Origin of the sequence: Bradyrhizobium sp. BRP56 (assembly GCF_020194035.1) — a bacterium.
Taxonomy (GTDB): domain Bacteria; phylum Pseudomonadota; class Alphaproteobacteria; order Rhizobiales; family Xanthobacteraceae; genus Bradyrhizobium; species Bradyrhizobium australafricanum.
Window position 1 is genome coordinate 55,468 of the sequence record NZ_JADYVV010000006.1, and the last position, 13,713, is coordinate 69,180.

Sequence of the window (13,713 nt, forward strand, 5' to 3'; positions counted from 1 at the left end):
ATCCCGCACGAGGTGCACAACCGGTCGGAACCGACCTGTCCTTCGCGCAAACCGACGTGATGATGAGTGAATCGAAGCAGGTCGCCGGAACAACGCCATGCGCATTCTGATCGTTGATGATCATCCCATCGTTGCCTCCGGTTGCCGCACCGTGTTCGCCGACGATCCCGAGATCACGCTGCTGGAAGCGGCGGATGCCGAAAGCGGCGAACGGGCGTTCGTCGCGGAGAAGCCCGATCTCTGCGTGATTGACATCAACCTGCCGACGGTCTCCGGCTTCGAGCTGGCGCGCCGCATCCTGACGCATGATGCATCTGCGCGCCTCATCATGTTCAGCATGAACGATGACCCGGTGTTCGCCGCCCGCGCCATCGACATCGGCGCCAAGGGTTACGTTTCGAAGACCGGCGATCCCAACGATCTGGTGGAAGCGGTGCGCGAGGTCGGCAATGGCGGCGTCTATCTGCCACCGGCGATCGCGCGCAACGTGGCGTTTGCGCGGCCCGGCTTTGCGCAAAATCCGCTCTCCAAGCTCACCTCGCGCGAGATGGAGATCCTGCGCCTGCTCAGTTCCGGCAAAAGCCTGTCGGAGATCGCCTGGCTGGTGCATTCATCATACAAGACGGTCGCAAACACGTCATCGATCATGCGCCAGAAGCTTGGCGTGCGCACTTCGGCAGAGCTGGTGCGGCTGGCGATCGAGAGCGGCGTCGCCTGACGCAGCGCTCCAACCAAGAGGAATACGACAATGCAGACGGTTTCCCAGAACAAGTCGCATGGCGGCACGCAAGGCGTCTATCGGCATCCAAGCCGCGAGACCAAGACCGACATGACCTTTTCGGTGTTCGTCCCTGAACATGCGGCCGGCGCCAAGCTGCCCGTCGTCACCTATCTGTCGGGCCTGACTTGCACCCATGCCAACGTCACCGAGAAGGGCGAATTCCGCCAGGCATGCGCCGAGCTCGGCCTGATCTTCGTCGCGCCCGACACCAGCCCGCGCGGCGAAGGCGTGCCCGGCGATCCCGCCAACTCCTACGATTTCGGACTCGGCGCGGGCTTCTACGTCGATGCGACGGAGCAGCCGTTCGCGACCAATTACCGGATGTGGAGCTACGTCACCGAGGAATTGCCCAAGCTGATCGCCGAGCAATTCCCGGTCGACACGACGCGGCAGTCGATCCTTGGTCATTCCATGGGCGGTCATGGTGCGCTGACGGTCGCGCTGCGCTACCCCGATCGTTATCGCGCGGCGAGCGCGTTTGCGCCGATCGTGGCGCCGTCGCAGGTGCCATGGGGCAACAAGGCGCTCGGCGGCTATCTCGGCAGCAACAAGCAGGCGTGGCGCAAGCACGACGCCGTTGCCCTGATCGAGGATGGTGCCCGCTTCTCCGATCTGCTGGTCGACTACGGCGATGCCGACGGCTTTCTCACCGAGCAGTTGCGGCCCGAATTGCTGAAGGCCGCCTGCGAGAAGACCAACATCCCCCTCACCCTGCGGCGTCAGCCGGGCTACGACCACAGCTACTACTTCATCTCGACCTTCATGGCCGATCATCTGCGCTGGCACGCCGCGCGGCTGAAGGCGTGAGCGTCACTTCGGACGGCGCCTGTCCATCTCCGTCATCCTGAGGAGCCGCGCAGCGGCGTCCCGAAGGGTGCACGGCCCGGCTGGTGGCCGTCGATCCTTCGAGACGCGCGCGATGCGCGCTCCTCAGGATGACGGAACCGCTATGGCGCGCAGGCTACCGCGCTTGCGGCGCGCCGTAGTTCGGCGCGAGCAGGCGGTTACGCACGACGTAGTCGGTGGCGCGCGACCAGGATTCGTCGGTGTTGCCGCGCATGTCGGCGCTCGCCGCTGCCAGCAATTGCCCGCTATGCACGTCGCGCAAATAGAGATTGATGTTGAGGATGAGGTTGGAGACCTTCTGCACCACGCCCGTCATCACGAGATCAGCGCCCAGTTCGCCGGCCAGCTTCACATCGCAGCCGCCGCAGGCCTGAAGATTGCTGCCATGCGCCGCAGCATTGACCGGCGCGATGTCGAGCACGCGGAACTTACCGGAGTCCGCGAGCTCCTTGCGCACCTGATCGCCGGCCCGGAGCAGCCGCGCCTGCTCATCACTGCGTGGCCCGCTCACTTCCCCCTGCAGGCTGGTGTCGATCATCTCGAGGTCGAACACCGCGAGCTTGGGCGGCTCGGCGCGCGCTGCCGCCGCAGACACCACCAGCAAAGAAACGGCGAAGGCAAACGCTGATCTCATGATTGTGAACCAATCGTAATTTGTAACGTCGCAACGACAAAAAGCGGGGTTGCAAGCTAGGCCAATTCCGGCATCTTGCAAGTTAACAGCATGAAAGCCGGATTTCCGAAGGCCATGCCGAGTGAAAAAAGACTGCGGGAGGAGTTATGTTGCGATGGCTGATCGGCACGATCGCGCTCAGCATGGTAGCGACCGGCGCGCTGGCGGCTGATCCCGTCGAGGTTCATATCGGCTATCTCGGCCATGCCGGCGTCAAATCGACGCTCTCGCTGGTCGAGCAACCCGCCGACAATGACGGCATCGCAGGCGCGCGCCTTGCGATCGAGGACAACAACACGACCGGCAAATTCCTCAACCAGCGCTTCGTGCTCGACGAGGTCAAGGTCAAGGATAGCGACGATGTCGCCAAGGTCGCGACCGACCTCGCCGGACGCAACGACTATATCATCACCGACCTGCCGGCCGACGCCTTGCTCAAGGTCGCCGACGCGCTGCGCGACCGCGGCACCGTGCTGCTGAACGCCGGCGCGATCGACGATCGGCTGCGCGAGCAGGACTGCCGCGCCAATGTCATCCACATCGCACCGACCCGCTCTATGCTGGCGGATGCGCTTGGCCAGTATCTGGTGTGGAAGCAGTGGAAGCGCTGGCTGCTGGTGGTCGGCTCGCATGATCAGGACAAGCTTTACGCCGACGCGCTGCGCCGCGCCGCGACCCGCTTCGGCGCCAAGATCGTTCAGGAACGGACCTTCGAGGACACCGGCGGCGCGCGCCGCACCGACAGCGGCGTGACCTTGATCCAGCGCCAGATGCCGGTGTTCACCCAGCAGGCGCCGGCTTACGACGTGCTGGTCGCCGCCGACGAGAGCGAGGTGTTCGCGAACTATCTGCCGTACCGCACCTGGGACCCGCGTCCGGTGGCGGGCTCGGCGGGCCTCGTGCCGACCAGCTGGGACGCTGCGCATGACCAGTGGGGCGCGGTCCAGATCCAGAACCGCTTCGTCAAGCTGAACATGCGCCGCATGACCGCACTCGACATGCAGGCCTGGACCGCCGCGCGCATGATCGGGGAAGCCACATCGCGCACCAATTCGGGGGACCCCAAGAAGGTCATCGCCTTCCTCAAGGGCAAGGATTTCTCGATTGCCGCCTTCAAGGGCACGCGATTGACCCTGCGAGACTGGAATCTGCAGCTCCGCCAGCCGATCCTGCTGGCCGATGGTCGTATGGTCGTTTCGGTCTCGCCGCAGGAAGGTTTCCTGCATCAGGTCTCCGAACTCGACACGCTCGGAGTTGACCGGCCTGAAACGAAGTGCAAGCTGCAGTGAGGGAGAATGAAACGCATGTGGCGCCGCTGTCTGTTGACCGGGATGCTCGTTTGGCTTGCCGCGACACCGGCGTCCGCCTTCGTTGCCTACGTCTCCAACGAGAAGGGCAACACCGTCACGGTGATCGACACCAGCAGCTGGACGGTGACCAAAACCATCAAGGTCGGCCAGCGGCCGCGCGGCATCGAGTTCTCGCGCGACGGCAAGTTCGTGATGGTTGCAGTCGGCGACGACGACACGATCCAGGTGATCGATACCAAGACCCAGGAGATCGTCGACACCCTGCCCTCCGGTCCCGACCCTGAATTGTTCACCCAGGATGCCGCCGGCAAGACCATGTATGTCGCCAACGAGAACGACAACACGGTCACGGTGATCGACCTCGAAAAGCGCGCCCGGATTGGCGACATCCAGGTCGGCGTCGAGCCTGAGGGCATGACGATCAGCCCGGACGGCAAGATCCTGATCAACACCTCCGAGACCACCAACATGGCGCATTTCATCGACACGTCGACGCGCCAGATCGTCGCCAATGTGCTGGTCGATTCGCGACCGCGCTTCGCCCAGTTCAAGCGTGACGGCTCCGAATTGTGGGTCTCCTCCGAGATCGGCGGCACCGTGTCGATCATCGATCCGGTCAAGCGCGAGGTGACCGGCAAGATCACCTTCGAAATTCCGGGCCTGCGCAACGAGGCGATCCAGCCCGTCGGCATCGGCATGACCAAGGACGGCAAGACCGCATTCATTGCGCTCGGCCCCGCCAACCGCGTCGCTGTCGTCGACGGTGTGACCCACAAGGTCCTCAAATATCTGCTGGTCGGCCAGCGGGTCTGGCACATGGATTTCACCCCGGACGAAAAATATCTGCTGGTCACTAACGGCGTCTCCAACGACGTCTCGGTCATCGACGTCGCGGCCCAGAAGGTGATCAAGACCATTCAGGTCGGCGAACTGCCCTGGGGGATCACGATCGCGCAGCCATGACCGCAAGCGACGCCCATATCGCGAGCCAGCTCTCGCCGGATGCAGGCCCTGGAACAGCCGCGGCCGTGCAGCCGGCGCTGTCGATCGGCAATGTCAGCCACAGCTACGGTCCGCGCCGCGCTTTGATCGATGTCAGTTTCACGGTTCAGCCTGCGAGCTTCACCGCGCTGCTGGGTCTCAATGGCGCCGGCAAGAGCACGCTGTTCTCGCTGGTGACGCGGTTGTTCGGCATCCAGAACGGCCAGATCAAGATCTTCGGCCACGACATCAGCCGGACGCCGGGTGAAGCGCTGCGGCTGATGGGCGTGGTGTTCCAGCCGCGCACGCTCGATCTCGACCTCTCGCTGACGCAGAACCTGCTGTATCACGCCGCGCTGCACGGCATCTCGCGGCGCGAGGCGCGGGTGCGCAGCGCCGAGGTGCTCGGCCGCATCGGGCTTGCCGACCGCGCCGCCAGCAAGGTGCGCGATCTCTCGGGCGGCCAGATGCGAAGGCTTGAGATCGCCCGCGCGCTGCTGCATCGGCCCCGGCTGCTGCTGCTCGACGAGGCCACGGTCGGGCTCGACGTCAAGGCGCGCGCCGACATTCTCGACCATGTCCGGCAGCTCGTCACCGAACAGGGCATCGGCGTGCTCTGGGCGACGCATCTGTTCGACGAGATCATGCCAAACGACGACCTCGTCGTGCTGCATCAGGGCCGAATGCTGGCGCACGGCCCGATGTCACGCGTGATCGCGGACGCAGGCGCCCAGGACGTCAACACCGCGTTCATGCGCCTGACCGGAACGGCAACACTCGCGGGGAGACCGCCGTCATGACCAGCACGACGGTTACGCCTGAGCGAAGCGGTTTCTCGCTGTCGGAGTACCTCGTCTGCCTGAACGGCATCGTGTGGCGCGAGGCGCTGCGCTTCCTGCATCAGCGCGAGCGCTTCGTGTCGGCGCTGGTCAGGCCGCTGGTCTGGCTGTTCATCTTCGCGGCCGGCTTCCGGCAGGTGCTCGGCATCTCGATCATCCCGCCCTACGAGACCTACATCCTCTACGAGGTCTATATCGCGCCCGGCCTGATGGCGATGATCCAGCTCTTCAACGGCATGCAGTCCTCGCTGTCGATGGTCTACGACCGCGAGATGGGCAACATGCGCACGCTGCTGGTCAGCCCGCTGCCGCGCGGCTATCTGTTGTTCTGCAAGCTGCTCGCCGGCACGGCGGTGTCGCTGCTCCAGGTCTATGCCTTCCTCGTCATCGCGTGGTTCTGGGACATCGCGCCGCCGACCATCGGCTACCTCACCGTGCTTCCGGCGCTGGTGCTGTCGGGCCTGATGCTCGGCGCGCTGGGCATGCTGATCTCGGCCAGCATCAAGCAGCTGGAAAATTTCGCCGGCGTGATGAACTTTGTGATCTTCCCGATGTTCTTCGCATCGTCGGCCCTCTACCCGCTGTGGCGCGTGCAGGAAGGCAGCCCGATGCTGTATTATATTTGCCAGTGCAATCCGTTCACGCATGCGGTGGAGCTGATCCGGTTTGCGCTGTACGGCAAGATGAACTGGGTTTCGCTCGCGGTGGTCGGCGGCTGCACGGTCGTCTTCATGATCGGCGCGATCCTGGCTTACGATCCATCGCGCGGCCTGGTGCGCCGCGGACCCGGCGGAGGCGAGGCATGACAGGCTGGCGAACAGGACTGGGCGCGCTGCTCGCGATGGTTCTGTCGAACCAGGCCGCATCGGCTGCCGACCCGCGCTATCCGGACTGGCCCTGCCAACAGGCCAAGGTGCCCGAGATCTCGCTCGCCGCAGTCTGGGCCGGGCCGCCGCTCGGCGATGCCGAGACCAAGTGGAAGGACGACCCGAAAGTCAGCGCGCTCGCGATCAAGCTCGCGGCGCGCCGCGTTCCGCTCGAGGAGGCGCAGAAGGAAATCACCGAATTCCTGTCAGCGGCCGCGGCCGACAAGGCCAATGCGGGAAAACTGCTGTTTGCCGGTCTGTTCGATACGCTGAACGGACAGCGCGCCTCGGTCATGAACGGGCTCGAGCGCGTGATGCGCAAGCAGCGCGAGGCCGCGGAGAAGATCCGCGACGATACGCTCAAGCTGCAGGCGCTGCAGGACGCGACACCGCCGGACCAGGCCAAGGTCGACGAGCTCGGCAACCAGCTGGTCTGGGAGACCCGCATCTTCGAGGACCGCGGGCGCGTGGTGAAATTCGTCTGCGAGGTGCCGACCGCCATCGATCAGCGCCTGTTCGCGCTCGGCCGCACCATCCAGCAGGAGCTCGATTGAGGCCTGCGACCGAACGCCCGGGATCGTCAACGCGCCGTTTTGACGGTCTTTTGGGTAACAGTCTGTTGGGCCACGCCGATCCGGAACAAACTGCACTGCCCGCTCGTTGTCTCCAACTATATCTGAACTTGGGAGACCTCCATGAAAGCAGCCAAGATCGTCATGACCAGCCTTGCCGCCGCGAGCCTGGTCACCACAGCGGCTTTGGCCCAGCAATCCATGTCGGGAATGGTCACCAAGATTGACCGACTGAGTGGAACCATCTCGATCCAGCAGACGCAAGGCGGCACAGTGGGCGCGTCCGGCGGCGCGATCCAGGAATACAAGGTGCCGAAGGGACAGTCGCTGGAGGCCTTCCACGCCGGTGACAAGGTCTCGTTCACCACAACGGACAGCGACGGCGGCAAGACCATCAACAAGCTCGACAAGCAGAAGTAACGGCCCGCGTGGCGCGCGAGGGCGGGCTTACTGCTCTCCCTCGCGCGGCTCGGGCTCGGCATCCGCCAGCGGCAATTTGGCACGCTCCCATCCGTCAGTTCCCTCCGGATACCACGCCACGTTGCGGTAGCCGTAGGACAGCACGCGCTTGGCCGCGTTCCACGACATCCAGCAATTCTCCTGGCAGTAGATCACGAGCAATCTGGTGGCGTCGCCGCCTGAGGCGCGGACCAGCCCGCGTCGCAGGTAGTCCTCCGTGGGCGCGGCGACCTTGCCGTAGCCGGTGTCAGGCAGCCAGATGCTGCCGGGAATGTTGAGGTGCGGCCTTTCGCGCCACACCGTGCCGGCGGGCAGATTTGGCTTCGGCGCGCGTGGTAGCACGTCGACGAAGGCAGCGGACTTGTCGCGCCAGATCGCTTCCGCTTCCGCGGTGGTGAGCACCCGTGCGCCGGCAATCGTCACCGGCACCGGAGCGCGGTAGTCCTCGGTGCGATAGCCCTCCGGCTCTGCGGGTGGGTCTTGCGCGCGGACAGGCGAAGCGGCGACGAGCATCACCGCAAGCATCGCCGCGAGCCTGATCATGGTGATTTGGTCGCGGTCTCCGGCCCGATTGGACGGTCGTTCTCGTCGAGCAGCGGGACGCCGTAGTCGAGCAGGATCTTGTTGATCTCGGGCTGATTCTCCTGGATCAGGCGATTGAGCTGGCGCTTCCAGTTCTGGTCGGACGCCCGCACGCCCATGCCGATGCGATAGATCAGCTTCGGTCCCGTGGTCTCCTTGACCAGCGGCGTGATGTGCAGCGGCGGGTTGGCCTTCTTGGCGTAAAAGCCCGCCATCGGCCCCCACAGGATGCCGGCGTCGATCTCGCCCTTGGCGAGATCGTTCATCATCGCCTCGGCCGACGAATCGTAGCGCGTATCGATCATCAGCGGATAAGGCTTCGCATTGGTCATCAGGCCGTTGATGGCCATGTTGGTCGCGGGCGGCGTTCCCGCCACGATGCCGATATGCTTGCCCTTCAGCCGCTGGTCCTCGAGCGTCGTGACCTCATCGAGCCCACTGCCCGGCTTGGCGACGATCGCATAGGCTGTGCGGTAATAGGGATTGGTGCCCTGCGCGAGGTCATCGCCCTGCGGAAAGCCCATGATCACGTCGCAGCGATGCGCGCTGAGTGTCATCCGCACGAACCCGGTCGCCTGCGGAAAGAACATGTAGTCGAGCTTCTTTTGCAGTTTCCCCGCCAGCAGCTCGCCGATCTTGTTCTCAAACCCCTCGCCCTTGTCGTTCGAGAACGGCAGGTTGCGGGGATCGGCACAGATGCGCAGCACGCGGGCATCGATGAGCTCGATGGACAGTTCGCCCTGATCATTGACCTGCGCGCGTGCGATGTCGCGGCCGGCCAGACAGGCGATGAAACCGACAAGCGCGAGCAGAACAGGACGGCATCCGACAATTCTCATTACGCGGTCTCCTCTTGATCGGATCGATCGCCGCCATCCAGCAATTGCCCGGCGTACCATGACGTGCAACAGGAATAATGATCGCGACCACGCCGCGTTGCTTGCTGCAGCGCAAACTGGAACGCGACGACATTGATCGCGCGTCCCGGAGTAACTGAGGCGGAAACATGGTTCATGGCGGTTCGGTGCTTGCGCTGCTCCTGATGCTTTGGGCGCCGACCATAGCGCGGGCGCAAGAGGTGGAATTGCCTGTAAGCGAAGTCGCTCCCGGAATATTCGTTCACACCGGGGTCACCGCATTGATGACGCGCGAGAACGACGGCGCCATCGCCAATGTGGGATTCGTGATCGGCGACAGCGCCGTCGCCGTCATCGACACCGGCGGCAGCGTCCGCGAAGGACGACAGCTGCTCGCCGCGGTCCGCAGCCGTACCGACAAGCCGATCCGCTACGTGATCAACACCCACGCGCATCCGGATCACAGCTTCGGCAATGCGGCTTTCGTCGGCGACGGGACCAGCTTCGTCGGCCACAAGTCGCTGCCACGCGCGCTGGCCGCGCGCGGGCAATTCTACCTCGACGGGTTTCGCCGGAGCATGGGCGATGAGCTGATCGACGAGGTGAAGATCATCCCTCCGACCGTGCTGGTCGCGGACACGCTGAAGCTCGATCTCGGGGGCCGAGCCCTCACCCTGAAAGCGTGGCCGCCCGCCCATAGCGACAACGACCTCACGGTTCTCGACGAGCAAACCAGGACCCTGTTCGCCGGCGACATGGTGTTTCTCATCCATATTCCCGTGGTCGACGGCAGCCTCAAGGGCTGGCTGCGTGCGTTCGACGAACTCGCTGCGATCTCCGCCGAGCGCGTGGTTCCCGGTCACGGACCCGTGAGCGCGTGGCCGGCAGCGCTTGCCGACGAGCGGCGTTATCTTGGGGTGCTGGCCGCGGACGTGCGCGCACTGGTCGCAAGCGGCAAGCCGATCACGGCCGCGGCGGAGCACGCGGCAGCCGCCGAGCGGCCGCGCTGGCAATTGTTCGACGATTACAACGCCCGCAACGCAACTGCAGCATTCTCGGAAATTGAATGGGAATAGCTGTTCGTCCTATACTTACGCGGCTGCATAGGATTTCGCGACCATGACCGGACATCGCGCCCGCCTGCTTTGCATCGCAAGCCTGCTCACGATCGCGCTGGGCACACCGGCTGCGCCCGCCGCGGAGGCCTATGATCCCTGGCCGGGTCTCGTCCAGGACATCTTCAGCAACCGTCCGATGAATGACGGCAATGATGTCATCGGCATCGAGATGCCGATGCGTGCGGAAGACGCCGCGATCGTGCCGGTGACGCTGCGCACCAAGCTGCAACCGAGCGACAGCCGCCGCGTCGTCGCGATCACGCTTGTGATCGACGAGAACCCGGCGCCAATGGCCGCGAAGTTCACGCTGGGGCCGGCTGCCAACGTCACCGAGATCTCGACCCGCGTCCGCGTCAACAACTACACCAATGTGCACGCCGTCGCGGAGCTCAGCGACGGCAAGCTCTATGTGAGCAAGGTCTATGTCAAAGCCTCCGGCGGCTGCTCGGCGCCGGCCGGCAAGAACGTCGAGGAAGCCAAGAACCGCCTCGGCCAGATGCGCTACCGGCAATTCACCAAGTCCGAACAGGGACCTGCGACCGGCACGCGGGAGGCCCAGATCATGATCGGGCATCCGAATAATTCAGGCCTCCAGATGGACCAGGTCACGCAGCTCTATATCCCGGCCTTCTTCGTCAACGAGCTGCATATCTGGCAGGACGACAGTCCGGTGCTGGCGATGGAGGGCGGAATTTCGATTTCCGAGGATCCCAATATCCGCTTCACCTACGTCTCGAACGGCGCCAAGCGCTTCCGTGCCGAAGCCAAGGACACCGAAGGGCATATCTTCGAGCACGAATGGAAGGTCGAGAATCCCGGCACCTGACGCGCCGCGATCTCACGACGGACGCAAAATATGCGATGAGATCAGGTTGGATCGCTATCGCGCTTTAGCACGGTATTTAGGCATGATCTTTCCGGAAAACCGCTTCGCACTTTTCCGGATCATGCTCTAGAAGCACCTGACTTCGGCTTCGGCCTGGGCGCGCCTGAGGTCGTTGAGCGCGTTCGCGGCCTGCTCGGAGGAGCGGAACTGGCCGCCCAGATTGCCCCGCACCTGCGCCATGCTCAGCACGGTCTCGGCGGTGACATAGCGATCATAGGGGATGATCGAGGCGACGACGTCGATCGAGCAGGAACATTGCTCGATCGACTGCCGGGATTCGCCATTGGCCTTCATGCAGCCGAACACATATTCCGCCCGCGCCGAGGTCGGATAGTCGTTGATCTCCTGGGCCCGCACGCTGACCGCCGCCCCGGCGAGCACCAGGATGGCGACAATCGGTCGTAGCATGCCAGCTCCTGCCATGGTCCTGCTTCCTCTTCTCTTTCCGCAAGCTATGCTATGGATGTTGATCAGAAAAGAAAACATTCGGGGAAGTGGCTCAAGAAACGATGATCATCTCTGTACGCACGGTGTTGGCTGCGGCAGTTCTGGCGGTCATGCAGTTCGGCACCTCGTGCTACGCGCAGACCATCCGCGTCGCAGCGCAGAAGACCGGAACGCTGGCCTGGGAACTGGCCGTCATTCGCTCCCATGGTCTCGACAAGAAGGCCAATCTGTCGATCGACGTCGTCGAACTGGCCAGCCCCGAGGCCGGCAAGATCGCGCTGCGCGCCGGCACGGCCGACGTGATGGTATCGGACTGGCCCTGGGTGTCGCGCGAGCGGTCGCTCGGCGCCAAGCTGCAATTCTATCCCTATTCGAGCGCGCTGGGCGCCGTGATGGTCCCGGCCTCCTCGCCGGTCAAGACGCTCGCGGACCTCAAGGGGCGGAAGCTTGCCATTGCCGGCGGGGCGATCGACAAGAACTGGCTGTTGCTGCAGGCCGCATCGAAGCAGGACGGCGTCGACCTGAAGTCGCAGGCGACCATCGTCTACGGCGCGCCGCCGCTGCTCGCCGCCAAGACGCTCGGCGGCGAGATGGACGCGACGCTCAATTACTGGAATTTCTGCGCCGCGCTCGAAGCCAAGGGCTTTCGCCGGCTCGCCGGGATGGAAGAGATCCTGCAAAAGCTCGGCAGCAAGGGCCGCATCGCCATGATCGGCTACGTGTTCGACGAAGCCTGGGCCAACGCCAACAAGGATCTGGTGGCCCGCTTCATCGCGGTGACCCGCGCGGCGAAAGAGATTTTGGCGACCTCGGATGCCGAATGGGACACGATCGCGCCGCTCACCGGTGCGCAGGATGCCGCAACCCTGCATGCCTATCGTGAGCGCTACCGCGAAGGCATCCCGCGCCGTCCGATCGCGGACGAAGAGGCGGATGCGCGCGTGCTCTACCGCGTGCTGGCGCAGCTCGGCGGCCGCGATCTGGTCGGCACGGCAACCGAGCTCGATCCCGGCACCTTCTACCAAGCGATCCCGGGAGACTAGCGGTGCTGCGTCTCCTCTCATTCACGCTGTTCATCGCGACCTGGTGGATTGCCTCTCTCCTGATCGGCGATGCGAAGCTGCCGGCGCCGCCGGCGGTGCTGTCGGTGCTCGTCGCCGAAGCCCGATCGGGCGCGCTGTTCGTCAATCTCGGCGCAACCCTGGCCCGGGTCGCGCTGGCCTTCACCCTTGCCATGGCGCTCGGCTCGGCGATCGGCTATCTGATGGGCCGCGTCTCGCTTGCCAATCGCCTTGGCGATCCCTGGCTGATCCTGCTGCTCAACCTGCCCGCGCTCGTCGTCATCGTGCTCGCTTACATCTGGGCCGGGCTGACCGAGGTCGCCGCGATCGCCGCCATCGCCATCAACAAGCTGCCGACCGCCGTCGTCACCCTGCGCGAAGGCGCCCGCGCGCTCGATCCTGCGCTCGACGAAATGGCGACGGCGTTTGCTTTTCCGCGCGGCCGCGCCTTCCGTCATGTGATCCTGCCGCAGCTTGCGCCCTACATCGCGGCCGCTGCGCGCTCCGGGCTCTCGCTGGTCTGGAAGATCGTGCTGGTCGCCGAATATCTCGGAAGGCCGAACGGTGTCGGCTTCGAGATCGGGGTTGCCTTCCAGCTGTTCGATATCCCCTTGCTGCTCGCCTATTCGCTGAGCTTTGCGGGTGTCGTGCTCATCATCGAAACCCTGCTGGTGCAGCCGTTTGAAACCAGGCTAACGCGGTGGCGGCTCCGTGCAGCTTGAAGTCAATATCACCGGCAAGAGTTTTGAGAGCGCGGCCGGGAAGCGGCACGACGTGCTCGACAACGTCACCTTCACGCTGAACGCTGGCGAGGTCGGCGTGCTGTTCGGCCCGTCAGGCTGCGGCAAGAGCACCTTGCTCCGGATCCTCGCCGGGCTCGACGCCAACTACCGGGGCCATGTCGCGCGGTCGCCGGGCATGCGCCTTGGCATGGTCTTCCAGGAGCCGCGGCTGTTGCCCTGGCGCACGGTCGAGGAAAATGTGCGGCTGGCCGCACCGCATGTCGACGACAGCACGCTCTCTGCGCTGTTCGAGGTGCTCGAACTGGGCGCACACCGCAACCATTTTCCCGCGGAGCTGTCGCTCGGCCTCGCCCGCCGCGTCGCGCTGGCCCGCGCCTTCGCAATCGAGCCCGATTTCCTGATCCTCGATGAGCCGCTGGCCTCGCTCGACAATGCGCTCGCGGGGCGGCTGCGCGACCAGGTCGCGACGCTGGTGGCGAGCCGGAAAATGATGACCTTGCTCGTCACCCACGATCTCGACGACGCCGTTCGCCTCGGCGATCGCCTGTTCTTCCTGTCGTCGCGGCCGGCCCGAATCCTCCACGTCGAGACCATTGCCGCACCGCGCGCGACGCGCGGCGAACCCGAGATCGACGAAATCAAGCGGCAGCTCTCGCAGTTGGACCTTGCAAATATGTGAGACGCCGTCATCC

At 64.4% G+C, this 13,713-nt stretch carries 17 protein-coding genes; 13 read left to right on the forward strand and 4 right to left on the reverse strand.

Going from position 1 to position 13,713, the window contains the following annotated elements; all coding sequences use genetic code 11:
• Positions 1 to 97: 97 nt before the first annotated feature.
• The gene (locus I6F38_RS06485; RefSeq protein ID WP_016847801.1) at positions 98 to 718 is read left to right on the forward strand and encodes a response regulator transcription factor; all 621 of its coding nucleotides are present in this window, start codon (positions 98 to 100) and stop codon (positions 716 to 718) included.
• Between the two features lie 30 nt (positions 719 to 748).
• Positions 749 to 1,588, forward strand: a complete 840-nt coding sequence (gene fghA / locus I6F38_RS06490) for an S-formylglutathione hydrolase (protein ID WP_225159526.1) — start codon at positions 749 to 751, stop codon at positions 1,586 to 1,588.
• A gap of 154 nt (positions 1,589 to 1,742) precedes the next feature.
• On the opposite strand, the gene I6F38_RS06495 is transcribed toward fghA, so the two are convergent.
• Positions 1,743 to 2,261, reverse strand: coding sequence for a DUF3280 domain-containing protein (locus I6F38_RS06495; protein ID WP_225159527.1), 519 nt, complete (start codon positions 2,259 to 2,261; stop codon positions 1,743 to 1,745).
• Between the two features lie 146 nt (positions 2,262 to 2,407).
• Between I6F38_RS06495 and I6F38_RS06500 the strand changes: the two genes are divergently transcribed.
• From I6F38_RS06500 to I6F38_RS06525, 6 genes are all read left to right on the forward strand, one after another.
• Positions 2,408 to 3,589 (forward strand): ABC transporter substrate-binding protein, encoded by a 1,182-nt coding sequence (locus I6F38_RS06500; protein WP_168856063.1) that lies wholly within the window; start codon positions 2,408 to 2,410, stop codon positions 3,587 to 3,589.
• Positions 3,590 to 3,595: 6 nt separating this feature from the next.
• Positions 3,596 to 4,573 (forward strand): YVTN family beta-propeller repeat protein, encoded by a 978-nt coding sequence (locus I6F38_RS06505; RefSeq protein ID WP_016847797.1) that lies wholly within the window; start codon positions 3,596 to 3,598, stop codon positions 4,571 to 4,573.
• Positions 4,570 to 5,391, forward strand: coding sequence for an ABC transporter ATP-binding protein (locus I6F38_RS06510; protein WP_225159528.1), 822 nt, complete (start codon positions 4,570 to 4,572; stop codon positions 5,389 to 5,391). Before I6F38_RS06505 ends, I6F38_RS06510 begins: the two co-directional genes overlap by 4 nt.
• A complete protein-coding gene (locus I6F38_RS06515) occupies positions 5,388 to 6,236 on the forward strand; it encodes an ABC transporter permease (protein ID WP_225159529.1) in 849 nt (282 codons plus the stop codon). Before I6F38_RS06510 ends, I6F38_RS06515 begins: the two co-directional genes overlap by 4 nt.
• The gene (locus I6F38_RS06520; protein WP_076834158.1) at positions 6,233 to 6,850 is read left to right on the forward strand and encodes a hypothetical protein; all 618 of its coding nucleotides are present in this window, start codon (positions 6,233 to 6,235) and stop codon (positions 6,848 to 6,850) included. The genes I6F38_RS06515 and I6F38_RS06520 overlap by 4 nt, the downstream gene beginning before the upstream one ends.
• Positions 6,851 to 6,991: 141 nt before the next feature.
• A complete protein-coding gene (locus I6F38_RS06525) occupies positions 6,992 to 7,288 on the forward strand; it encodes a copper-binding protein (RefSeq protein WP_016847793.1) in 297 nt (98 codons plus the stop codon).
• Positions 7,289 to 7,315: 27 nt separating this feature from the next.
• On the opposite strand, the gene I6F38_RS06530 is transcribed toward I6F38_RS06525, so the two are convergent.
• Both I6F38_RS06530 and I6F38_RS06535 read right to left on the reverse strand, forming a co-directional pair.
• The gene (locus I6F38_RS06530; RefSeq protein WP_225159530.1) at positions 7,316 to 7,870 is read right to left on the reverse strand and encodes a PQQ-dependent catabolism-associated CXXCW motif protein; all 555 of its coding nucleotides are present in this window, start codon (positions 7,868 to 7,870) and stop codon (positions 7,316 to 7,318) included.
• Complete coding sequence (locus tag I6F38_RS06535; RefSeq protein WP_016847791.1) at positions 7,867 to 8,748, reverse strand: substrate-binding domain-containing protein; 882 nt, start codon at positions 8,746 to 8,748, stop codon at positions 7,867 to 7,869. Before I6F38_RS06535 ends, I6F38_RS06530 begins: the two co-directional genes overlap by 4 nt.
• Before the next feature lie 167 nt (positions 8,749 to 8,915).
• Between I6F38_RS06535 and I6F38_RS06540 the strand changes: the two genes are divergently transcribed.
• The gene (locus tag I6F38_RS06540; protein ID WP_225159531.1) at positions 8,916 to 9,842 is read left to right on the forward strand and encodes a quinoprotein relay system zinc metallohydrolase 2; all 927 of its coding nucleotides are present in this window, start codon (positions 8,916 to 8,918) and stop codon (positions 9,840 to 9,842) included.
• A 43-nt stretch (positions 9,843 to 9,885) separates the two neighbouring features.
• The gene (locus I6F38_RS06545) at positions 9,886 to 10,710 is read left to right on the forward strand and encodes a quinoprotein dehydrogenase-associated SoxYZ-like carrier (protein WP_225159532.1); all 825 of its coding nucleotides are present in this window, start codon (positions 9,886 to 9,888) and stop codon (positions 10,708 to 10,710) included.
• A 126-nt stretch (positions 10,711 to 10,836) separates the two neighbouring features.
• Here I6F38_RS06545 and I6F38_RS06550 read toward each other — a convergent pair whose 3' ends face one another.
• Entirely contained in the window at positions 10,837 to 11,193 is a 357-nt protein-coding gene (locus I6F38_RS06550; protein WP_038376722.1) for a hypothetical protein, read from the reverse strand.
• Between the two features lie 134 nt (positions 11,194 to 11,327).
• Between I6F38_RS06550 and I6F38_RS06555 the strand changes: the two genes are divergently transcribed.
• Genes I6F38_RS06555 through I6F38_RS06565 form a run of 3 tightly spaced genes read left to right on the forward strand, consistent with a single transcriptional unit; the run spans position 11,328 to position 13,700 of the window.
• Positions 11,328 to 12,260 carry an ABC transporter substrate-binding protein gene (locus tag I6F38_RS06555; RefSeq protein ID WP_168388419.1) on the forward strand — a complete coding sequence of 311 codons (933 nt, stop codon included), beginning with the start codon at positions 11,328 to 11,330 and terminating at the stop codon, positions 12,258 to 12,260.
• Positions 12,261 to 12,262: 2 nt separating this feature from the next.
• Entirely contained in the window at positions 12,263 to 13,000 is a 738-nt protein-coding gene (locus I6F38_RS06560; protein ID WP_225159534.1) for an ABC transporter permease subunit, read from the forward strand.
• Complete coding sequence (locus tag I6F38_RS06565; protein WP_016847784.1) at positions 12,990 to 13,700, forward strand: ATP-binding cassette domain-containing protein; 711 nt, start codon at positions 12,990 to 12,992, stop codon at positions 13,698 to 13,700. The genes I6F38_RS06560 and I6F38_RS06565 overlap by 11 nt, the downstream gene beginning before the upstream one ends.
• The last annotated feature ends 13 nt before the right edge of the window (positions 13,701 to 13,713 follow it).